This window comes from Pseudomonas sp. P105 (assembly GCF_032614175.1).
In the GTDB taxonomy this organism is placed as follows: domain Bacteria; phylum Pseudomonadota; class Gammaproteobacteria; order Pseudomonadales; family Pseudomonadaceae; genus Aquipseudomonas; species Aquipseudomonas rhizophila.
The window spans coordinates 2,826,182-2,847,057 of sequence record NZ_CP126693.1; the positions used below are offsets into that span (position 1 = coordinate 2,826,182).

The 20,876-nt window shown below is 56.9% G+C and carries 14 protein-coding genes and 2 pseudogenes; 10 read left to right on the forward strand and 6 right to left on the reverse strand.

Features of this window, described 5'->3' with window-relative positions:
* Positions 1-50 precede the first annotated feature (50 nt).
* The 3 genes from QOM08_RS12845 to QOM08_RS12855 form a co-directional block, all read right to left on the reverse strand.
* Positions 51-296, reverse strand: coding sequence for a twin-arginine translocase TatA/TatE family subunit (locus tag QOM08_RS12845; RefSeq protein ID WP_316913229.1), 246 nt, complete (start codon positions 294-296; stop codon positions 51-53).
* Between the two features lie 96 nt (positions 297-392).
* Positions 393-2,633, reverse strand: a complete 2,241-nt coding sequence (locus QOM08_RS12850) for a xanthine dehydrogenase family protein molybdopterin-binding subunit (protein ID WP_316913105.1) — start codon at positions 2,631-2,633, stop codon at positions 393-395.
* Between the two features lie 12 nt (positions 2,634-2,645).
* Positions 2,646-3,119, reverse strand: coding sequence for a (2Fe-2S)-binding protein (locus tag QOM08_RS12855; protein ID WP_316913106.1), 474 nt, complete (start codon positions 3,117-3,119; stop codon positions 2,646-2,648).
* Positions 3,120-3,795: 676 nt separating this feature from the next.
* Here QOM08_RS12855 and QOM08_RS12860 point away from each other — a divergent pair.
* The 7 genes from QOM08_RS12860 to QOM08_RS12890 all read left to right on the forward strand — a co-directional run bounded on the left by QOM08_RS12860 (position 3,796) and on the right by QOM08_RS12890 (position 14,481).
* The gene (locus tag QOM08_RS12860) at positions 3,796-5,214 is read left to right on the forward strand and encodes an FAD-binding oxidoreductase (RefSeq protein WP_316913107.1); all 1,419 of its coding nucleotides are present in this window, start codon (positions 3,796-3,798) and stop codon (positions 5,212-5,214) included.
* Positions 5,215-5,266: 52 nt separating this feature from the next.
* Positions 5,267-6,205: a LysR family transcriptional regulator gene (locus QOM08_RS12865; protein WP_316913108.1), complete on the forward strand. Its 939-nt coding sequence runs from the start codon at positions 5,267-5,269 to the stop codon at positions 6,203-6,205.
* 56 nt (positions 6,206-6,261) lie between these two features.
* Positions 6,262-7,590: an MFS transporter gene (locus QOM08_RS12870; RefSeq protein ID WP_316913109.1), complete on the forward strand. Its 1,329-nt coding sequence runs from the start codon at positions 6,262-6,264 to the stop codon at positions 7,588-7,590.
* 174 nt (positions 7,591-7,764) lie between these two features.
* On the forward strand, positions 7,765-8,472 hold the full coding sequence (locus QOM08_RS12875) for a heavy metal response regulator transcription factor (RefSeq protein ID WP_316913110.1): 708 nt from the start codon (positions 7,765-7,767) through the stop codon (positions 8,470-8,472).
* Positions 8,469-9,878 carry a heavy metal sensor histidine kinase gene (locus tag QOM08_RS12880; RefSeq protein WP_316913111.1) on the forward strand — a complete coding sequence of 470 codons (1,410 nt, stop codon included), beginning with the start codon at positions 8,469-8,471 and terminating at the stop codon, positions 9,876-9,878. The genes QOM08_RS12875 and QOM08_RS12880 overlap by 4 nt, the downstream gene beginning before the upstream one ends.
* 218 nt (positions 9,879-10,096) lie before the next feature.
* Positions 10,097-11,281 carry an efflux RND transporter periplasmic adaptor subunit gene (locus QOM08_RS12885; protein WP_316913112.1) on the forward strand — a complete coding sequence of 395 codons (1,185 nt, stop codon included), beginning with the start codon at positions 10,097-10,099 and terminating at the stop codon, positions 11,279-11,281.
* A gap of 8 nt (positions 11,282-11,289) precedes the next feature.
* A complete protein-coding gene (locus QOM08_RS12890) occupies positions 11,290-14,481 on the forward strand; it encodes a multidrug efflux RND transporter permease subunit (RefSeq protein ID WP_316913113.1) in 3,192 nt (1,063 codons plus the stop codon).
* A gap of 101 nt (positions 14,482-14,582) precedes the next feature.
* On the opposite strand, the gene QOM08_RS12895 is transcribed toward QOM08_RS12890, so the two are convergent.
* The 3 genes and pseudogenes from QOM08_RS12895 to QOM08_RS12905 form a co-directional block, all read right to left on the reverse strand.
* Positions 14,583-15,914 carry an FAD-binding oxidoreductase gene (locus QOM08_RS12895; protein WP_316913114.1) on the reverse strand — a complete coding sequence of 444 codons (1,332 nt, stop codon included), beginning with the start codon at positions 15,912-15,914 and terminating at the stop codon, positions 14,583-14,585.
* 274 nt (positions 15,915-16,188) lie between these two features.
* Positions 16,189-17,676, reverse strand: a complete 1,488-nt coding sequence (locus QOM08_RS12900) for an aldehyde dehydrogenase family protein (protein ID WP_316913115.1) — start codon at positions 17,674-17,676, stop codon at positions 16,189-16,191.
* Positions 17,677-17,981: 305 nt separating this feature from the next.
* Positions 17,982-18,151: pseudogene (locus QOM08_RS12905) on the reverse strand (sarcosine oxidase subunit beta); the annotation flags it as partial.
* A gap of 39 nt (positions 18,152-18,190) precedes the next feature.
* Between QOM08_RS12905 and QOM08_RS12910 the strand changes: the two are divergent.
* From QOM08_RS12910 to QOM08_RS12920, 3 genes and pseudogenes are all read left to right on the forward strand, one after another.
* Positions 18,191-18,414 (forward strand): annotated as a pseudogene (locus tag QOM08_RS12910) (IS630 family transposase); the annotation flags it as partial.
* 419 nt (positions 18,415-18,833) lie between these two features.
* Positions 18,834-19,502, forward strand: a complete 669-nt coding sequence (locus tag QOM08_RS12915) for a haloacid dehalogenase type II (protein ID WP_316913116.1) — start codon at positions 18,834-18,836, stop codon at positions 19,500-19,502.
* A 27-nt stretch (positions 19,503-19,529) separates the two neighbouring features.
* Complete coding sequence (locus QOM08_RS12920) at positions 19,530-20,804, forward strand: FAD-binding oxidoreductase (RefSeq protein WP_316913117.1); 1,275 nt, start codon at positions 19,530-19,532, stop codon at positions 20,802-20,804.
* The last annotated feature ends 72 nt before the right edge of the window (positions 20,805-20,876 follow it).

Below are 20,876 nucleotides of genomic sequence, written 5' to 3' on the forward strand. Positions count from 1 at the left end.
CCAAGGCAAAACCCTGGCTTGACAAACAGGTCGCGGATACGAGGTGTTTTTCAGGAATTCTTCGGCCAATCTTCAGCTTGAGCTTTCGCGTGGGTACTCTGGAGGGAATTGACGGACGCATGCTCGGGATCAAGCGCTCGCTCGCCCGGTTTGTTTTCTTCCTCGTTCATGGCTTTGCGGAAGCCTTTGATTGTCTCACCCATATCTGAGCCCAGAGTTTTCAGTTTTTTAGTGCCAAAGACCAGGATCACAACAATCAGAATGACTGCCCAGTGTTTCCAATCAAAAATACCCATATTTGTTTTCCTGGCAAGTTCTGCGGTCGATTGATTGACGTTAACCGTGAGTTGCATGTGACCTAAGCTTCGGCCAAGCGGAAATTAAATCCCCCTTCACGTCAACTTGAATGGCAACTGACGTACAGGCTTTCCTGTCAGGCTCGCTATCGCGTTCGCAAAGGCCGGGGCCAACGCCGGTAGGCCGGGTTCACCCATGCCGGTAGGGGGCTCGGCGCTGGGCACTGTGTGGATCGAGAACTCAGGCATGTCAGTAATGCGCGGCACGCTGAAATCAGCAAAGTTGCTCTGTTGCACCACGCCATCTTTCAAGGTAATAGCTCCGCCCGGCAGGCACATCGACAGCCCCATCAGGGCCGCACCTTGCACCTGCGCCTCCACGCTGCGCGGGTTGACCACCAGGTTACAGTGCACACCGGCGGTCACGTGGTGCAACACCGCACGGCCGTCTTGCACCGAAGCCTGCACCACATAGGCCACCACCGAACTGAACGACTCGTGTACCGCTACGCCCCAGGCCCGGCCGGCGGGCAGTTCGCGTTGGCCATAGCCGCTCTGGTCCACGGCCAATTGCAGCGCGGCGCGATGCCGCGGGTGTTGATCGGCAAACAGCTTCATCCTGTAAGCCACTGGATCCTGCTTGGTTGTTCGGGCGATCTCGTCGATCAGCGTCTCCATCACAAAGGCCGTATGGGTGGAGCCCACGCTCCGCCACCACAACACGGGTACGTTCAGTTCTGGGTGATGAACCGTCAGGCGCATCGGCAGCGGGTATGGATCGCGCATCCCCTCTGTCGCGGTGGGGTCGATGCCGTTCTTCACTTGCCCGGCGAACACGGTACCGATGAGGATGGATTGCCCGACCAAGGCGTGATCCCATGCCAATACCTTGCCGCTATCGTCAAAACCGATGCGCGCCTGGTGCAGATACACGGGACGGTAGTAGCCACCCTTGATGTCGTCTTCACGGCTCCAAAGTGTGCGAATAGGTACGTTCAGTCCGACGGCGCGCGCAGCCTTGGCCACCTCACAAGCCTGCACAATGAAATCACTGCTCGGCACACCGCGCCGGCCAAAGCCGCCGCCTGCCGTTTGCACGTTGATCTGGATTTGCTCAGGCTTAAGATTCAGCACCTTTGCGGCGGCTGCACTGTCGCCGCCAGGGAACTGGGTGCCAACCCACAGCTGAGCGCGCCCCTCAGAAATCTGGACGGTGCAGTTCAACGGCTCCATGGGGGCGTGGGCGAGATAGGGGAATACGAACTCGGCCTCCAATTGATGCGGTGCTGTAGCGAGTGGCGTCATGTCGGCATCGAATTGGCGCGGGCCGGGCTGGCCGACCAGTTCCCGGTAGTGAGCCAATTGTTTTTCGCTGTCCACTTTTTCTACGTTGGCTGAGTTCCATTCCACCTTCAGCGCATCACGGGCCAGCTTTGCCTGCCAGTAACTGTCGGCGACCACCGCAACACCTTCGGCGCCGCCGTCCAGCGGTACGCGCAGCACAGCTTTTACGCCTTTCGTGGCCCGCGCCGCGCTGTCATCCAGGGACGCGATCCTGGCGCCGAACACGGGCGGCCGGGCGACGACAGCCGTGAGCTGCCCCGGCAGATGCATGTCGATGCCGAAATCCTGCTGGCCGCTGCTCTTGGCCTTGGCATCGATGCGTGTGGTGGCCTGGCCGATGATGCGGAAATCCTTGGGATCCTTGAGCGTGATCTTTTCGGGCACAGGCATCGCCATCGCGGCTTCAGCCAGCTCGCCGTAGCTCGCTTTACGGCCTGCCGGGCCGAGCACCGTGCCGGCCTGGGTGCTCAGGCTCGCCACATCCACGTTCCAGCGCGCGGCTGCCGCACTCAGCAACATGGCGCGAGCGCGGGCGCCAAGTTCGCGGTACTGGGTGAAGCTGTTCTTGATCGAATTTGAGCCACCGGTGAGGTGCATGCCGAAGATCGGGTCTTGGTAGGCGTTGTCGTTGCTGCCGTTGCGGCTGCGCACCAGGCTCCAGTCGGCATCCAGTTCTTCGGCGAGGATCATGGGCAGGCCGGTCTGTACGCCCTGGCCGAATTCCAGGCGGTTGATGGTCACCGTGACCTCTCCGTTGGGCGCGATCTGCACGAATGCGGAGGGTTGTTGAGTCGGTTTGAGCGGCGCTACGCCGGCACCATCGGCCTGTTGCGCCAAGGCCAGGTGAGGAAATGCGCCCAGAGCCAGACCGCCGATACCGACGATCTTGAGGAAGCTGCGGCGGGGGAGTGTGATGGGGCCGTCGGCATGTTCGCGTTCAAGCATGTGTTGCAAGGCGCGGGGGAGCTCGTTTGGGAAAATCTCGTTCAACATGGTGAGCTCCGATCAGGCAAGGGCTTTGGCGGCATCAGCCACCGCGGCGCGAATACGGGCGTAGGTGCCGCAACGGCAGATGTTGCCGGCCATGGCCGAGTCAATCTCGGCCGCAGTAGGCTGCTTGCCCTTGGGCTGGGCCTTAAGGAAAGCGGTCGCACTCATGATCTGGCCGCTTTGGCAGTAGCCGCATTGCGCCACATCGTGTTTGACCCAAGCCTCGTGCACCGCGGTGCCGATCGGGTCACTGCCATTGGTTGCCGCTTCAATCGTCGTGATCTTCTTGCCTTCGGCGGCGGCAATAGGAGTCACACAGGAACGAATGGCTTGGCCGTCCAGGTGAACAGTGCAAGCGCCACACAGGGCCGCGCCGCAGCCGAACTTGGTGCCGGTCATGCCCAGCGTGTCGCGCAGGGTCCAGAGAATCGGGGTGCCAGGGTCTAGGTCAACCGTGTACTCACGGCCATTGATGTTGAGTGCGCTCATGGTGGGACAGCTCTCCGAAATGAATTGGATCAACACTTCGAAACGACTTGTTTCGAAGAAAAAATCACCGTCGCAGGTGATTGCAGGATGAGTTCTCGTTGATCGAGCACTCGGGGGGAGCCTTTCAGTCCGCCCAAGAGCAGGTGCTTAATTATTGCAGTAGATCAAATATACGGCTTCGAGATGCGCGGATACGTCATTGAAGAGAACGCCCACCTAGATATGGCGATGGTTAACTATAGAACCGAACCCTCTGAAGTGATTGCTCGATTTGCGCGAATAATTGCCCAATTTGTCGAGTTGGCCAGTGCCCAAATAATTGGCCTCCACACCTCTGTGCCAAGAGTCAGCAGAGCAGAAAACGTAATAAATTGTTGCTGGCGCTCACCTTACTAGATATCGATAAGTTGACGTGTCACACCGAAAGATATGGCTGTGAACTGGCCAATTAATTATTGAAATCTATTACGGTTTTCACGGTTTCAGCTTCTCCACTGCAGCTATCTCCTCTGTTTCGGTTTGCTACTAAGTGGTCACCAGCAGGCTATCTCTACAAGAGATGGACCTATCTGAAATCAGCACTATAAGTGTTGATCAAACCCTGCTTAAGATGGCCAATCACTCTCTACAAAAGCCACAATCCTAGCGCGGCGAACACAAAACTGGAGATGGATCGATGGCCCTTCCTGCTGCCTGTGAATACCCGCTGTTTCCCGATTCATTATGTAATGAACTGAGCCAATTGCTCGGCTCGCGATTTTCCACCTCGGCCAGCGTGCGCGAGCACCATGGCAGCGACATTTCCGCCCTCGATCCGATGCCGCCAGATGCCGTCGCGTACGCTAACTGTCTCGACGAGATCGTCAGCATCAGCGCCGCATGCTATCGCTACGATGTGCCGATGATTGTTTATGGCAGCGGTACTTCCTTGGAAGGTTGGTTGCAGGCGACGCATGGTGGCGTGAGCATTGACGTCTCTGGCATGAACCGGATCCTCGAAATTCGCGTCGATGACATGGACGCCACCGTACAACCAGGCGTGACCCGCAAGCAGTTAAACGCAGCGCTGCATGGCACAGGGTTGTTCTTCCCGATCGATCCCGGCGCGGACGCGTCGCTGGGCGGCATGGCGGCTACCCGCGCCTCGGGAACCAACGCTGTGCGCTACGGCACCATGCGTGAAAACGTGCTGGGCATGACCGCCGTGCTGGCCGATGGGCGGGTGATCAATACCGGTGGGCGGGCACGTAAGTCCTCCGCCGGTTACGATTTGACGCATTTACTGGTGGGATCGGGCGGTACGCTGGCGACCATCGCTGAGCTGACCGTCAAGCTGCATCCGATTCCCGAAGCCATGTCGGCTGCCGTCTGCCGTTTTCCCAGTGTTGATCACGCGGTACGCGCCGTGATACAGACGATTCAGCTCGGGGTACCGATCGCCCGTATTGAACTGCTCGACGCATTGACCATGCGTGCACTTAACGCCTACAGCAAAACCCAACTGCGCGAAGCGCCGTCATTGTTCTTCGAATTGCATGGCTCCGAAGCAAGTGTCAAGGAACAGGTGGACACCGTGCGCATGGTCGCCGACGAACATGGAGGGCTGGACTTTGAGTGGGCAGTCCATCCGGAGGATCGCAGTCGTCTGTGGCAAGCGCGGCACGACGCTTATTTCGCCGCCCTCGCGCTACGTCCAGGTTGCCGCTCCCTGACCACCGATGCGGTGGTGCCGATTTCGCGGCTGGCTGAATGCATTGAAGCAACCACTGCGGACCTTGAGGAAAACAGCTTGCTCGCGCCAATTTTCGGTCATGTCGGTGACGGTAATTTCCATGCCCTGATTCTGGTCGACCCCGAAGATCCGGCCGAAGTCGAGCGCGCCGAAGCGGTGGCTTATCGGCTGGCCAAGCGTGCGATTGCTATGCACGGAAGCTGTACCGGTGAGCACGGTATCGGTTTGACCAAGCAACATTTCATGGAGATTGAACATGGAGAAAACGCTGTAGATGCCATGAAAGCGATCAAGGCGGCACTCGACCCGAAACAATTGATGAACCCCGGAAAGATCTTTCCTCGCGGGAAATCGGCAAGCTGACGCGCTGTACCATCGTCGCCTAAGTAAGTCCGAGCCCTGCTGGGAGCCGTTCATGGAAATCCGCCAGATCAAATATTTTGTCACCGTCATTGATTGCGGCAGTCTGTCTCAGGCAGCCCGCCAGGTGCACGTAGCACAATCGGCATTGAGCAAACAGATGTCCGCGCTGGAAGAGGAACTAGGGGTGCAATTGTTCCATCGCAGCCACAACGGCGTGGTCGCTAGTGAGGCCGGCAAAGTCTTTTATGAGTATGCCCAAGGCATGCTCAAACACCTGGCCGATGCCCGTGCAGCCGTTAGCAGCAGCTCGGGCTCAGTCAGTGGTTCCATTGTCGTAGCGTTGCCGCAGAGTGTCGCGACCATCCTGGCCATGCCGTTGATGCGAGCAGTGGCCGCGCGCTACCCGCAAGTATCCTTCCATCTCAACGAAGAACTGGCCGGTAACGTCATGGACCAACTGATCCATGGCCGTGTTGACCTCGCACTATTCACCTCCCCCGACTTACCCCCGCAGGTGCTATTCAGTCCGCTGATCGAAGAAGATTTTTACCTGATTCACCGGGCCAACGCGCCCGATGCGCCGGATCCTGGTCAGGTGTCGTTGGAGCAAGCGCTGGCCCGGCCGCTCGTCTTCCCTGGCCAGGCCCATGGTCACTGCACGCGGACCCTCGTCGAACAAGCAGTGAAGGAACATCACCTGGCAACTGGCGAGATCGCCATGGAGGTCAACTCCGTGCACATCCTCAAAAGTGCGGTCGAGGCAGGCATTGGTCACACCATCATGCCATTGAATCTGGCCATGCGCGAAATCGAAGACGGTCGTCTGGTTGCCCACCGGATTACCGCTGACGGGCTGTCCCGAACCCTGGGCATCTGTAGCTGCGCCTCGATGCCTGCCAGTCACCTTAAAACGCTGATTAGTGAGTTGATCCGCGAAGTCGTCCGTGGCATGTGCGAGTGCGGCGACTGGCCAGGAGGTCGTGCGCTCTGATCCGTTTGTCACACCATTTCATGATTGCCCCTACAACAACAAGAACGAGGTACGAGATGGACACGTTAACGCCGATTACCGGTGATTTGCCGGATCATGCTCTGCATTCAGCCTACCGAAGAACCGCGTGGCGGATCATTCCGCTGCTGATTGTCTGCTACTTGGTCGCCTATCTCGATCGGGTAAATGTCGGCTTCGCCAAATTGCAGATGCTTGACGATTTGAAGTTTAGCGAAGCGGTTTACGGGCTGGGCGCTGGCATGTTTTTTGTCGGTTACCTGATGTTCGAAATCCCTAGCAATATTGCACTGCATCGTTTTGGGGCGCGTCGCTGGATCGCCCGAATCATGGTGACCTGGGGCCTGCTGTCAGCAGCCATGATGTTCATCGAAACCCCCGCGACTTTCTACCTGCTGCGCTTTCTGATCGGCATTGCTGAAGCCGGATTTTTCCCTGGGATCATTTTTTACCTCACCACCTGGTTCCCGAGTCATCGCCGAGGCGTGATAATTTCTCTGTTCATCGCTGGCCTGCCGATCTCGAGCATGCTCGGGTCACTGATTTCCGGTTTGATTATGCACAAGCTCGATGGCGTGGCCGGGTACGCCGGTTGGCAATGGCTGTTCGTGATTGAAGGTTTGCCCGCAGTAGCACTGGGAGCTGCGGTGTTCTATCTGCTGTGCGACCGTATTGACGATGCGCACTGGCTTAGTATCGAAGAAAAACTCGGCATGCGGGCCGCGCTGGACCGCGAGGCTTTGGAAAAACCGCGTCATTCGGTACGAGATGGTTTGTCGGACCCGAAAATTTGGTTGCTCGGCGCGGTTTATTTCTGCCTGGTACTGGGGCTTTACGTGATTAGCTTCTGGATGCCGACCATCATCCGCAACAGCGGCGTTGCCGAACCGTGGGCCATCGGCGTACTGACCGCGATCCCTTACTCCATTGCGACCGTCAGCATGGTGATCGTCGGCCGTAGTTCGGACCTTCATCGTGAGTATCGTTGGCACCTTTTGATCTGCGCCTGCATCGGTGCCGCTGGGGTGGTTTTTGGTACGTTGTTCGGCGATAGCTTGTTGCTGTCGATGGTCGGTCTGATCATTGGCACCGCTGCGATAATTAGCGGTTTGCCGGTATTCTGGGGCATGCCCACCATGGTGGTTGGCGGCGCCGCGGCGGCAGCGGGAATTGCGTTAATCAACTCCTTAGGGAACGTCGCTGGTTTTTTCAGTACGATTGTGGTCGGTTGGCTGACGCAGCAAACCGGCAATACTCATGCCGCAATGTATTTCATGGCGGGGGCTCTCATGGTCGGTGGACTGCTGGGGTTGAGCGTGTCGCACACGCGGCGTGTTCTGGTCGTGGACATGAAAGCGGTGCCTTGAGTCGCAGTGGATCGGGGCTGCCCGAGAGCTTTTCTGCGAGGCAGTTGAGTATTGCGCTCATTTGATGAAATGTCAGGCAGCGGTCAGTTTGGGGACAGCTTTCTCCGGTTAAGCTAGCTGGCCCCGAATGCTTGATAGAAGATGTGAAACGGCTGCTCATATAGGATTAAGTGAATGCGTCTACTTATGATCGAGGACGAAGAAAAGACTTCGTCATATGTGCACCGTGGATTAACAGGACTCGGATACACCGTGGATCTGGCGAGCAACGGCATAGATGGTCTGCATTGTGCGCTTGAATTCGACTACGAGGTCATCATTCTGGACGTCATGTTGCCTGGCAAGGATGGCTATGGCGTATTGGAAGGGTTGCGGCAAAGGAAAAAAACTCCCGTCATCATGCTGTCAGCCAGGGGGACGGTCGACGATAGGGTTCGGGGGTTGAGGGACGGTGCTGACGACTATTTAGGCAAGCCATTTTCGTTTGTGGAACTTGTCGCACGTATCCAGGCGATCATTCGTAGGCAATCCAGCGGCCCCGAAGACCCAACCTGCATCTGCATTGATGATCTTGAGGTGGATTTGCAGGCCCGAAAAGTTAGTCGCGCAGGCATGAGACTGGATCTGACCGCTAAAGAGTTCGCTTTACTAAGCCTTCTGGCACGCCATCAGGGGGAAATCCTGTCAAAGCTGATGATCGCGGAGCAGGTGTGGGATATGAACTTCGACAGCGACGCCAATGTCGTTGAGGTTGCGATCAAACGGGTGCGCAGCAAAGTCGACGTCCCTTACTCGACGAAGTTGTTGCACACCGTGCGTGGCATGGGGTATGTCTTGGAGAGCAGGGACGAGCCTAGCCAGAGCCGGCCACGTCCGATATGAAACGTTCAATTGCCACCAGGCTGTCGTGGATGTTCGCGTTGGCGGTGGTGTTGATCATGTCACTGAGTGCGATCTTGCTTCGCAATTCGTTACAGGAATCCCTCAAGGAGCAAATGAGCACTGAGCTCAACTTGCGTCACGTTGTGCTGGACCCGATTCTTCTCAAGTATCAGACCGCCGAAGAATGGGCTTATATACGGCATAAACTGGATGATCTGACGCCGTCCGACAAACGCGTGCGTTACTGGATTTTAGGTTCTGACGAGCGTTACATCTACGGTGGCGCCATGCCCGATGGGCAGGACTGGTCGAAAAGGCACGATGGTCCGGCAGTCATGGACCTGACCGACAAGCCCCCCCTATTCCTCATGATCAAAACCATTCCGGCATCGACCATTCGCCCAGAACTGCGATTTATCATTGGCCTCGACTACAGTCCCTTTGGAATAACACTTGGAAAGTTCACCAAGACACTGGTCCTGAGTTCCTTGCTGGGGCTGCTGTTGGCGGCCCTGGTCGGGTATTGGGTTGCGCGCTTCGGCCTGGGGCCAGTGCGAATGCTCAGCCATCAGGCCAATAATCTGCCACCGGGCCATTCGAAGCAACGTCTTGACGCCAGTGCCTTGCCCAGTGAGTTGTATGAGCTGGCAATCTCTTTCAATGGTGCCCTGAGCCGGCAGGAGGCCGCCTGGCGCCAGCTTGAAGGCTTCAATGCCAATGTGGCGCACGAGTTGCGCACGCCGTTGACTAATTTAATCGTGCAGACCCAGGTTGCACTGGCTCATGAGCAGGACTTGGTGGAACTGCAGGATTTGCTGCAGTCGAACCTGGAGGAGCTGCAACGCATGGGCGGCATCGTCAACGACATGTTATTCCTCGCCGGTGCCGAAAGTGGCCAGCGGGCAACCGACTTAAGCAACGTCTCATTGCATGAAGAGTCTCTGAAGACAGTCGACTACCTGGAGCCAGCATTGCTCGGGAAAGGTATTGAGGTTTCGATCCAGGGAGATATGGACATTCTGATAGATAGACGCTTGTTCCACCGAGCGCTGGCTAACCTTCTTCAAAATGCTGCGCGTTACGCCAATCCTCAAAGCACAATCACCATTTCCCTGATTCAAGAGGTCAACCAAGTCGCAGTGAGTGTTTCCAATCAGGGAGATTCGATTGATGAGACGCACCTTCAACGCTTGTTCGAACGTTTCTATCGCGCCGACGCTGCCCGAGCCCGAAGTGATACGCATCATGGCCTTGGGCTTTCGATTGTGCGTGCGGTGGCATCGATGCACGGAGGCCAGGTTTTTGCCCGCAGTGAATGCGGGGTGAATACCTTTGGCTTCACCCTGATCAGTGAACCCTCTTCCAGCCCATTTCCGCTGGCCCCACGGTCGTCACCTGCACGTTAGGTGCATTCCACGGATATTTGACAGCTTCCCGTCAGTTGTCAGTCACCTTGACGTCAGCTATCTCGCACTAAATTGCATCCTCAGTAGCAGTCTTGAATGCTCTGCCGATTATCCAATTGCGTTCAGATGCATTCCGAAACTTACCCATTGCCCATAGGTTCAAGCCATCAGCCTGACGCCTGGGGATCAGTACATGAATTTTTCTCGGAGCTACCCTTATGAGCATTCGACTGACAAGCGCGGCCAAGCCCTTGCTGCTGCTCACCTTTGCCGGGATGGGTGCTGCCGCAGTCTGGTTCGGGTATGCAGCTAATTCTTCGAAAACAGTTACCCCAGGTCCTGTCGCTTCTTCACCGGTGTCCGTTGTCATCGCTCAGGCGGCAAAACGCGAGGTTCGTACCTGGGACGAATTCTCAGGGCGTATGGAAGCGGTTGAGCGGGTGGCGATCCGTTCGCAGGTTGCTGGACAAATAAAGGACATCCGATTCAAAGAGGGGCAGCTCGTCAAGCAGGGGGATGTACTACTGACGATCGATCCTGCCATTTACGCAGCGGCTGTCGCTCAAGCGGAGGCCCAAACGGCCTCAGCCAAGGCTCGCGCTGCATACACGAAGGCTGAAGCAGAGCGGGCCCGCAAGCTTTGGCCTGCCCGTGCCATTGCGCTGAATCTGCTGGAGCAGCGCGAGAATGATTATCTTGAGGCCGAGGCAGGGTTGAAAGCCGCGCAAGCCAGTTTGCAGGTTTCGCGCGTGAATCTGGGGTTCACCGAGATTCGTGCACCGGTGTCTGGCCGTATCGGCCGACGTGAGGTGACCACTGGAAACCTTGTTGTTGCCGGGCCAGAAGGACCGGTACTGACAACGCTCGTCTCTGTAGATCCCATCTATGTGAGTTTTGATGCGGACGAACAAGCGGTACTACGGGCACTTGGAACGTTGTCGAAACGCGATGAACTTTCCGACGTTCCAATACGGATAGAAGAAAAAGGATCTGACGTCGTGCAAGGCCATCTGCAAATGCTCGACAACCAAATCAACGCCCAAAGTGGGACGATTCGGATGCGGGCAGTCTTCGCTAATGCTGATGGTAGGCTCACTCCAGGTCAGTTTGCCCGTTTACAGATGGGCCAGGTCCAGCCTCAGGAGGTGATACTGGTTGATGAGCGCGCGATTGGCACGGATCAGGATCGACGCTATGTACAGGTGGTCGGTTCTGACAACAAAGTCCGCTACCAACAGGTCTCCCTTGGCTCGCTGGTCGACAACCAGAGAATTGTTACAGAAGGTCTATCCGGAGGAGAAAGTATTGTCGTAGGTGGCCTTCAGCGGGTTCGTCCTGGAACGCTGGTCGTCACGCAGCCAGTTACAAAAGACGACGCCTCCGTCGCATCGACGACGCACTGAGCATTTCTATGAACATCTCGAATTTCTTTATCGATCGTCCGATTTTCGCCGGCGTGCTCTCCCTGCTCATCGTCATCGCAGGGTTGGTTGCCATTCCGTTGTTGCCAGTGTCCGAATATCCTGAGGTCGTTCCACCAACCGTTGTGGTCAGCGCCCGTTTCCCGGGTGCAAGTCCGGAGGTTATTGCTCAAACGGTGGCTATGCCGCTGGAGGAGTCCATCAATGGCGTAGAAGACATGCTCTATATGAGTAGTCAGGCGACCACTGATGGCCTGCTTACGCTGACAGTGACGTTCAAGTTGGGCATGGAGCCTAATCTGGCGCAGCAGTTAGTACAGAATCGCGTTACACAGGCCGAGTCTCGACTTCCGGAAGAAGTTCAGCGCCTAGGGGTGACCACCATCAAGAGCACACCCGACCTGACACTTGTGGTGCATCTGTATTCGCCCAATGAACGTTATGACATGGCCTACCTGAATAACTACGCAATACTTAGCGTGCGGGATCGGCTTGCCCGTATCGAGGGCGTCGGCAGCGTTCAGGTTCGCGGGGCAGGGGAGTACGCGATGAGGGTCTGGCTGGATCCTCAAAAGTTGAGCGAACGGGGGCTTACTGCAAATGATGCGGTTGCCGCTATCCGTCAGGAGAACATTCAGGCAGCGGCAGGGATTATCGGCGCCAGCCCGAACTCAGCGGATGTCTCTGTACAGATGTCCATCAGCGTACAGGGTCGTCTCAGGGATACAACAGAGTTCGGCAACATCGTTGTCAGCACCGGTGTTGATGGTGCAGTCACCTATTTGCGCGACGTCGCTCGCATTGAGCTCGGCAGTGCTGAATATGCTACGAGGGCGCTGCTCAACAACCAACCCGCTGCGGCGCTGCTTGTGACCCAGGCGCCAGGCTCCAACACCGTGGCAATTGGTAACGAAGTCCGGCGCATCATGGCCGAGCTGGAACAACGGATGCCGGAAGGGGTGGCCTACCGAATTGTGTTTGATCCGACCCAGTTCGTCACGGCATCCATCGAAGCTGTAACCACAACCTTGCTGGAGGCGATCGCACTGGTGGTGCTGGTGGTCATACTGTTTTTGCAGACCTGGCGCGCGTCAATCATTCCTTTGTTGGCGGTACCTGTTTCAGTAGTAGGCACCTTTGCTGTCCTGCTGGCTTGCGGTTTCTCTATTAACACCCTTACCTTGTTCGGACTGGTGCTGGCCATAGGGATAGTGGTTGACGATGCGATCGTCGTGGTGGAAAACGTGGAACGCAACATCGAAGCCGGGCTGACACCCAGAGAGGCCAGTTATAAGGCGATGAGGGAGGTTTCGGGGCCAATCATAGCCATTGCTCTCGTGTTGTGCGCGGTATTCGTTCCACTGGCATTCAGTAGCGGTTTGACTGGGCAGTTTTACCGACAGTTTGCGCTCACCATCGCCATTTCGACGGTGATATCAGCATTCAATTCGCTGACACTGTCCCCGGCATTGGCCGCTCTATTGCTAAAAAAACACGATGCTCCAAAGGATCGTCTTACCCGGATCATGGACCGGGTTCTGGGGCGCTTCTTCCGAGCGTTCAACCGCGTGTTCAAGCGTGGCGCACAAGTCTACGGCTCAAACGTACGAACGGCGTTGTCACGCAAAGGACTGCTTCTGGCCGTTTACCTGTTGCTGGTCGGGGCTACCGTGTTGCTATTTCGAGAGGTGCCTGGGGGATTTGTACCTGCTCAAGACCGAACCTATCTGTTGGCTGTTATACAGCTACCCGATGGGGCTACCCTGGACCGTACCGAAAAGGTGGTGCGACAGGTCAGCGATATAGCCCTGCAAAACCCGGATGTTCGTGCGTCCCTGGCATTCCCTGGCATGTCGGTGAATGGCTTCACCAATAGCTCGAATGCTGGGGTCGCGTTCATCAATCTCAAACCGTTCGCAGAGCGAAAAGGAGCAACACACAGCGCCGGGGCCATTTCGGCAGCGCTGAGCCGCGAGTTTGCGAAGATTCCTGAGGCTCGGATCCTTATTTTCAATCCTCCTCCGGTAAGGGGGTTGGGCACTACCGGAGGGTTCCGGCTTCAGCTTGAGGACATGGCTGCGTTGGGCTACCCGGCACTCGACGACGCGGCAAAACGTTTCATCGCGGCAAGTTCTCAAGCACCAGAGCTGACCGGTATGTACTCCAGTTTCCAGGTCAATGTTCCTCAGCTTCATGCGGAAGTTGACCGGATCAAGGCACGGCAATTGGGCGTATCAGTCAGTGATATTTTCAGCACGCTGCAAATCTACCTTGGCAGCTTGTACGTCAATGATTTTACTCAATTAGGGCGCACGTACACCGTTCGAGCTCAAGCCGATGCCGAGTTTCGCGCTCAGGCGGAGGACATCGCTGCGTTACGAGTACGCTCGGCAAGCGGTGCCATGGTTCCGCTTGAGACTCTTCTGAAGATCAGTCCAGGGTATGGTCCGGAACGTGCCATGCGCTACAACGGTTTCCCCAGTGCCGATATCAGTGGTGCTGCCGCGGCTGGATACTCCAGTGGTCAAGCGCGGGAGGCAGTCGAGCGCATAGCCTCCCAGACACTGCCTGCGGGCATCGCGTTTGAATGGACAGACCTGACCTACCAGGAAATTCTCGCCGGCAGCTCCGGTTGGTGGTTGTTCGCATTGGCCGTGCTATTAGTATTCCTGGTACTCGCGGCGCTTTATGAGAGCCTGGCATTGCCTTTTTCAATAATCCTTATTGTTCCCATGGCGATGTTCTCTGCCCTTGTTGGTGTCTGGCTGACTGGGGCAGACAACAACATTTTTACCCAAATTGGCTTGATGGTACTGGTTGGGTTGTCAGCGAAGAACGCCATCTTGATTGTCGAATTTGCTCGCGAGCTGGAGTTCGAAGGGCGCACTCCAATTCAGGCAGCGATTGAATCATGCCGCCTTCGCCTGCGCCCCATCCTCATGACCTCGGTGGCCTTCATCATGGGCGTACTGCCATTACTTTATTCAAGCGGTGCAGGTTCAGAGGTGCGTCATGTCATGGGGGTCACGGTATTTGCCGGAATGCTGGGCGTCACCTTCTTCGGTCTGTTCCTGACCCCCGTATTTTATGTGGGACTGAGGGCGATGAGCGGGAATCGACCTCTTCACCGGCATGGTGGTACTGAGCTTACAAGCGCTCACGGCATTGTTGATCAGCAATAGTTAAGTCGACGTTTCGGTAGCCCACGTCGTTACCTGAGGCGCGTCTCGGGTATTCAGCGAGAAGGTGTAGCGGGGTGTCGATCGATCGTTATTAGGCAGGACTACATCATTTCCGGGCGGCGTATGCTTGATCCGTCACTGAATCGGCTTAGACGATACGGGGCTGGGTCAACGAAAGGCTTTTCCCCCGTCACGATCTCGCTGGCTAATCGAGCCGCGCCCGGGCCTACCCCGAATCCATGACCACTGAATCCTGATGCGATGGTCAGTCCCTCAAGATCCGGAGTGTTTGAAATGATGGGCACGATGTCAGGTGTGGTATCTATCACACCAGCCCAAGCGTTAGTGACTTTTACGTCAGCAAAGGCCGGAAACTCGGCAAGCAGATTGCTGATCGCCAATTTGATCATTTCTTTATCAGGTGCGGGATTAAGCGTTCTTATCTTCTCGAATGGAGAAACTTCATCTACCTCCCATCTGCCCCAAGCCTCTGGTCCATTGAAAAAGCTTTTACCTACGCGGATTTTGAGTTTCTTAGCCACTTTGGCTCGATACATCTCGTAGAACTTAGTCGCATAGCGCAGGCCTTGAGGCGCGAGCTCCATTCGGCCATGTCCAGGGACTGCCAGAGTGTAGGCACCATCGTTGCGGCGGCGCAGTGCGAATGTCGGCGTATTCAAGCAGCCGCTGACAATCTCTGGTGCAATCGAGGTGCTCATTGCGGTGCCAACGATGTTCGCAACTGGCAGTTCGACGCCATGATGACGGCAGAATCGGGAGCTCCAGGCTCCACCTGCACAGACCACCGCCGAAGTCTTGATCAATCCTCGTTCTGTCCAGACACCTGCGATTTTCCTGTTGACGATATCCAGGCCTCGGGCTGCGCAGTTCTGATGTATTTCTACGCCGATTGCCTGGGCGCCACCTGCGATAGCCGGAGCCGCTTGGGCAGGTTCTGCCCGGCCATCATCGGGCGACCATACCCCGCCCAGCCAGCGACTTTTACTGCCTGGGAGTCTATCCGCAACTTGAGATCCTGAAATCATGTGGCTGACGAAGCCATGCTCCCTGGCCCTCTGCCCCCAGTTTTCCCAGCGCTCCAGGTCTGCTGGATTCACAGTCCCATAAGTAATCCCTTGGCGCCGAAATCCCACATCGGCAGCTATCTCCAGGCCTATCTCCGCCCACCGCTGAACGCTGTACATCGCCAGTGGAAGCTCGCATAAATCGCGATTTTGCTGCCGAACCCAGCCCCAGTTTCGCCCCGACTGCTCGCCCCCAATGCAGCCTTTCTCTATGAGTGACACAGATAAACCTTTACGTGCCAATTCATAAGCTGTGCAGACACCAATGATGCCTCCGCCTATGACTACAACGTCCACTTGCGATGCAAAGGAGCGGCTGTCTGCCACTCGATCCAATTGAATGGGCATGCGAACCTCAATTAAAGTCAGGTAATGATCAGTAACCACGTTTCTTATCGATAAGCCCCGGCATCGGTTGACCGCTATTGAGACGCCCCAGATTTTCAATGACTGTCCGTGCCCCTCATAGGGGTCTGTCATGCTGGCTATCTGCGACTGTGGAAGGAGGCGGTTGCCAAAGGGCAGGCTCGTGAGACAACAACCTCACGGGCTTACAGTTGGATTATTTGTGAGCTGCAATATTGGCTGCGAGGAGTTGCCTCAATGGCCCGATCAAGCGTGTCTACGTGCGCGAAGGGGTACCTGACACTCCACCAAATCCGATGATTGCCTTGGTTTCCAGGTACTCTTCGAAACCGTAGACACCATACTCACGACCATTACCAGATCGCTTGTAGCCGCCGAATGGAGCCATTGGATCCCAGGCAGGGTAATTCAGGTGCACTTGTCCGGCGCGAATACGAGAGGCAACGGCACGTGCAAGATCCAGGTTCTGAGCCTGAACATGGGCGCCCAGCCCATAGACCGTGTCGTTTGCGATAGCGATCGCCTCATCGACTGTCTCATAGGGAATGATGCACAGCACTGGACCAAAAATTTCTTCTTGGGCGATCCGCATGGCGGAATCTACCTCGGAGAAAACAGTCGGTCGGGTGTAGAAGCCCTTTTCATAACTCTGTACGCGTCCGGGTCCGCCGCACACGAGTTTTGCGCCCTCATTCTGGCCAGCCTCAATCATTAATTGCACGCGATTGAACTGGGCCTCGTTGGCAATGGGACCGAGTACCGTCTCTTCCAAACGCGGGTCACCCACGATGATTGCATTGGCGGTTGCTGCGGCCAGCGATTCGACCTCTGCCAGTCTGTCTTTTGGAACGATCATTCTTGTCGGGGCGCTGCAGGATTGTCCGACGTTGCGAAACGCAGACATCACGCCCAGTGGGACGGCTTTGGTGAAATCGGCGTCGGGCAGCATTAGATTCGGCGACTTGCCGCCCAACTCTTGCGTGACGCGCTTCACCGTATGGGCGGCCGCCTGTGCGACCAGTGCGCCTGCGCGGTTTGAGCCGGTGATCGAAATCATATCGATATCAGGGTGCGCCGCCATGGCTGCGCCGACCTCGGAACCACTTCCATTCACAAGGTTGAACACGCCCGGTGGAAGGCCTGCGTCATGTACCAATTGTGCAAAGAGGAGGGCGCTCAGAGGTGACAGTTCGCTGGGTTTCAGGACCACTGTGCAGCCGGCAGCAATAGCCGGGGCGACTTTTGCGGTGATTTGATAAAGCGGCCAGTTCCACGGCGTGATGAGACCGCAAACGCCTATCGGTTCGCGTTCAATCGCGGTGCTGCCTTCAACGGTTTGGAAACGATAGGTGGACAGCAGATCACGTGCGACCCGTACATGTTCGGCTGCAAGAGGCACTTGCATGGCCCGTGCGGAACCGATGGCAGCGCCCATTTCCAGAGAGATCGCCTGCGCAAGCTGTTCTTTTCGTTCAAGGATGAGGTCGTAGATTTTTCCCAGGAAAAGCGCGCGCGATGCTGTCGAGGTGGCAGACCAACCAGCCAATGCTGCACGAGCCGCGGCGACTGCCCGATCAACATCCTCGGCGGACCCTTGCGCGACGTGCGCAACAACCTCTTCAGTTGCCGGATTGACCACCGGCAAACTGGCCGGGATTGCTGGGGAAGACCAACAACCGTTGATATAAAACTTGTGAGACGTTTGTGGATCAACGCTGTAGCTATTCGAAGATTGTGTGGTCATACAACGAGCTCCTTAGAGCGCTAATAGGCATTGCGAGCAGCAGAGGGTGGTCTGGGGGGAATCACCAGGACATCGCCGTGGCGACCAGCACATCGCTATGCCGTGTCATGGCAATAAAACTAACAAAGCGACCCAGGCAAAATGTGCCGTTCTTCAAGTTTGAAAGGAATAATCTGCTGTATTTGCCGGGCTAACCTTGCATTAACGTAACCGGACCCGTTTACTTCAGTAATGCGTCTGGCCAAGCCACTTTTTGGCGGCGGTGATCGTTAGCCCAAGGCCTGAGTCACCGGAGCAAACTGCTTGATTGAGCCGCGCGATTGCGGAGAGATGCCACTCCAGACCCGGATGATGCCCAGCTTCTCGGCTACCGGCAGCAGGCGCTGTATTTGGTTGCGCAGGCTTTCCGGCGGAAGTAGGTCCGCCGGTTGAGCATGTCCCGTTTGCTGCGGTAGCCGTCACCGATGACAATGTTGTTCCCGACCCTATCACCTCCCGTTAGTGCAATATCTGTCTGCACTTCACACCGACCAGCGCTTCTTGGCTGAATGCCATGGAAGGCTGGTTTGCACAACTAGAAAGAGAGCGCTGTATTGGAGCGCTTTCATCAGCGTCGCCGACCTGAAGGCGACCATCCTCCAATTTATCGAGGTTCACAACGAGCATTCAGCCAAGCCGTTCAAGTGGAATAAAACGGCTGAGGCCATCATTAGCACGGTGAGCGCTAATTTGAGTATCCGGCGCCTGGAACCCGGAACGATGTGGGTCAATGTTACAGCCACAGGCCGACAGGTAGTTGGCCCTAGCTCCTCTTCGCAACACAATCAGCGGGCGCGTCCAGAGGATGCGCCCGTTCTCGTTCCGCCAGGCTTAGACTCTGCTGCACGTTCCGTTGTGCGTGGCTCGTCGGCGCACCATAACTGACCATAAAGACGCAAACATGGGTGGGGAGCGCCCGAGTCTGGAGCTTCCCGCAAAGTCTGCTGAGGCCGATCTGTAAAACAGTGGTTTATGCCAGCTAGGCCATATTTTTAACGATATATGGATGGCCTAGTGGTGTTGTAATAAATCCGTGATGCAGCGTTGCACTGATGCTTTCCAAGCGGTGTAACTGCTTGGCCCCTCATGCCCTTAACAATAAAAGAGGACTATCCAAAATGAGCTTTCTGCGCCCCAAGTACATTACGTTCGACTGCTACGGCACGCTGACTAACTTCCAGATGGGACCGTTGACGCGCGAACTGTTCGCCGATCGTATTGCCCCTGAGCAGATGGATCAGTTCGTCAAGGATTTCACTGCTTATCGCCTGGATCAAGTGATGGGTGACTGGCGACCGTATGATGAAATCCTCAAGACTGCCATGTCGCGGCTGTGCAAACGCTGGGGCATCGAATATCGCGGTGAGGGTCAACTTTACTACGATGCCGTGCCGACCTGGGGTCCGCATGCCGACGTGACGGCGGGTCTGTCGAAGATCGCCGACAAGATCCCCCTGGTGATCTTCTCCAACGCAATGGACGAGCAGATCATGTCCAACGTCGACAAGCTGGGTGTACCCTTCCACAAGGTGTTCACAGCTCAGCAAGCTCAGTCCTACAAGCCGCGCCTGGCGGCCTTCGAATACATGATCGACAACCTCGGTTGCGGTCCTGAAGATATCCTCCATGTCTCTTCGAGCTTCCGTTACGACCTGATGCCGGCCGAGGACATGAAGATCAAGAACAAGGCCTTCGTCGCCCGTGGACACGAACAGCCGGGCAATGCCTGCTACAGCTACCGCCAAATCTCCGATATCGGTGGGTTGGCTGGCTTGGTCGGCCTCTGATCCATTTCAAGGCGCAAGGGGTTGCACATGCACAGTGAATCTTACTGGCTCGATACCGCACCGGTGTTCACCGGTACGCAAACAGAGCCGCTGCCAGCGCGGGTCGACGTGGTGGTCGTTGGCGGAGGCTTCACGGGCCTGTCGGCAGCCCGTGCGCTGGCCCTGAAGGGGGCCAGCGTGGCAGTGCTGGAGGCCGGGCGGGTGGTCGGTGAAGCCTCCGGGCGCAACGGTGGGCATTGTAATACCGGGGTCGCCCAGGACTACGCCGCGCTTAGCGCAAGCCTGGGTGCCGACAGGGCGCGTTCCTATTATCGGGCCTACGAAAGCGCAGTGCAGACCGTGGTCACGCTGGTCGAGCAGGAGAGCATCGCCTGCGACCTCAGGCGCAGCGGCAAGCTCAAATTGGCAGCCAAGCCCCTGCACTATGAAGGGCTGGCGCGGACCTGCGAGCTGATCCGCCGGGAAGTCGATGCTGACGTCGAGTTGCTGTCCGCCGCCCAGATTCGCGCCGAAGTAGATTCAGCCGAGTTTCACGGCGGCCTTTTGCAGCGCAACGGAGTGCAGATGCATGTCGGCCGTTTTGGCGTCGGCCTGGCCGAGGCCGCGGCGCGGCATGGAGCGCTTATCTACCAGCAGACCACCGTTCAGGGCTGGAAGGCCAGCGCCGGCGGTTACCGGGTTGATACCAACCGAGGCAGCCTGCAGGCCGGACAAGTCCTGATGGCGACCGGTGCCTGTCAGCATGGCGGCCTGAGCTGGTACCGGCGGCGGATCGTGCCGGTGGGCAGCTTTATCATTGCCACCGAAGTGCTCTCTGAGGCACTGCTTGACCGACTGCTGCCGGAGCGGCGCTCCTATGTCACCAGCCGCATGATCGGAAACTACTTCCGGGTCACCCCAGACAATCGCCTGCTGTTCGGTGGTCGGGCGCGCTTCGCCATGTCCGGCGGAAATTCCGACGCCAAGAGCGGCAAGGTGCTGCAGGCGGCGATGGTTCAGATGTTCCCGCAGTTGGCCCAGGTTAAGGTCGATTACTGCTGGGGTGGACTGGTGGACATGACCTCCGACCGGCTGCCGCGTGCCGGCCAGCATGGCGGTGTGTACCACTCCATGGGCTACAGCGGCCATGGCGTGCAGATGTCGGTGCACATGGGGCAGGTCATGGCTGAAGTCATGGACGGTAAAGTCGAAGCCAACCCATGGCGGGAGTTGGATTGGCCGGCCATTCCTGGGCATTTCGGCAAGCCTTGGTTCCTGCCCGTGGTAGGCGCGTATTACCGCCTGCAGGACTACCTGCACTGAGTTCATGGAGTTGCTTTACGTTTCAACCACGCTGCGCTTAATCGCCAGCACTTGAGCCTTATCATTGACGAA

Excerpts from the sequence above, each read along its gene's own strand:
- QOM08_RS12855 (WP_316913106.1), bottom strand. The coding sequence starts at position 3,119 with ATGAGCGCACTCAACATCAATGGCCGTGAGTACACGGTTGACCTAGAC.
- QOM08_RS12845 (WP_316913229.1), bottom strand. The coding sequence starts at position 296 with ATGGGTATTTTTGATTGGAAACACTGGGCAGTCATTCTGATTGTTGTG.
- QOM08_RS12890 (WP_316913113.1), top strand. The coding sequence starts at position 11,290 with ATGAACATCTCGAATTTCTTTATCGATCGTCCGATTTTCGCCGGCGTG.
- QOM08_RS12920 (WP_316913117.1), top strand. The coding sequence starts at position 19,530 with ATGCACAGTGAATCTTACTGGCTCGATACCGCACCGGTGTTCACCGGT.
- QOM08_RS12850 (WP_316913105.1), bottom strand. The coding sequence starts at position 2,633 with ATGTTGAACGAGATTTTCCCAAACGAGCTCCCCCGCGCCTTGCAACAC.
- QOM08_RS12885 (WP_316913112.1), top strand. The coding sequence starts at position 10,097 with ATGAGCATTCGACTGACAAGCGCGGCCAAGCCCTTGCTGCTGCTCACC.
- QOM08_RS12900 (WP_316913115.1), bottom strand. The coding sequence starts at position 17,676 with ATGACCACACAATCTTCGAATAGCTACAGCGTTGATCCACAAACGTCT.
- QOM08_RS12915 (WP_316913116.1), top strand. The coding sequence starts at position 18,834 with ATGAGCTTTCTGCGCCCCAAGTACATTACGTTCGACTGCTACGGCACG.
- QOM08_RS12860 (WP_316913107.1), top strand. The coding sequence starts at position 3,796 with ATGGCCCTTCCTGCTGCCTGTGAATACCCGCTGTTTCCCGATTCATTA.
- QOM08_RS12880 (WP_316913111.1), top strand. The coding sequence starts at position 8,469 with ATGAAACGTTCAATTGCCACCAGGCTGTCGTGGATGTTCGCGTTGGCG.
- QOM08_RS12865 (WP_316913108.1), top strand. The coding sequence starts at position 5,267 with ATGGAAATCCGCCAGATCAAATATTTTGTCACCGTCATTGATTGCGGC.
- QOM08_RS12875 (WP_316913110.1), top strand. The coding sequence starts at position 7,765 with ATGCGTCTACTTATGATCGAGGACGAAGAAAAGACTTCGTCATATGTG.
- QOM08_RS12870 (WP_316913109.1), top strand. The coding sequence starts at position 6,262 with ATGGACACGTTAACGCCGATTACCGGTGATTTGCCGGATCATGCTCTG.
- QOM08_RS12895 (WP_316913114.1), bottom strand. The coding sequence starts at position 15,914 with ATGCCCATTCAATTGGATCGAGTGGCAGACAGCCGCTCCTTTGCATCG.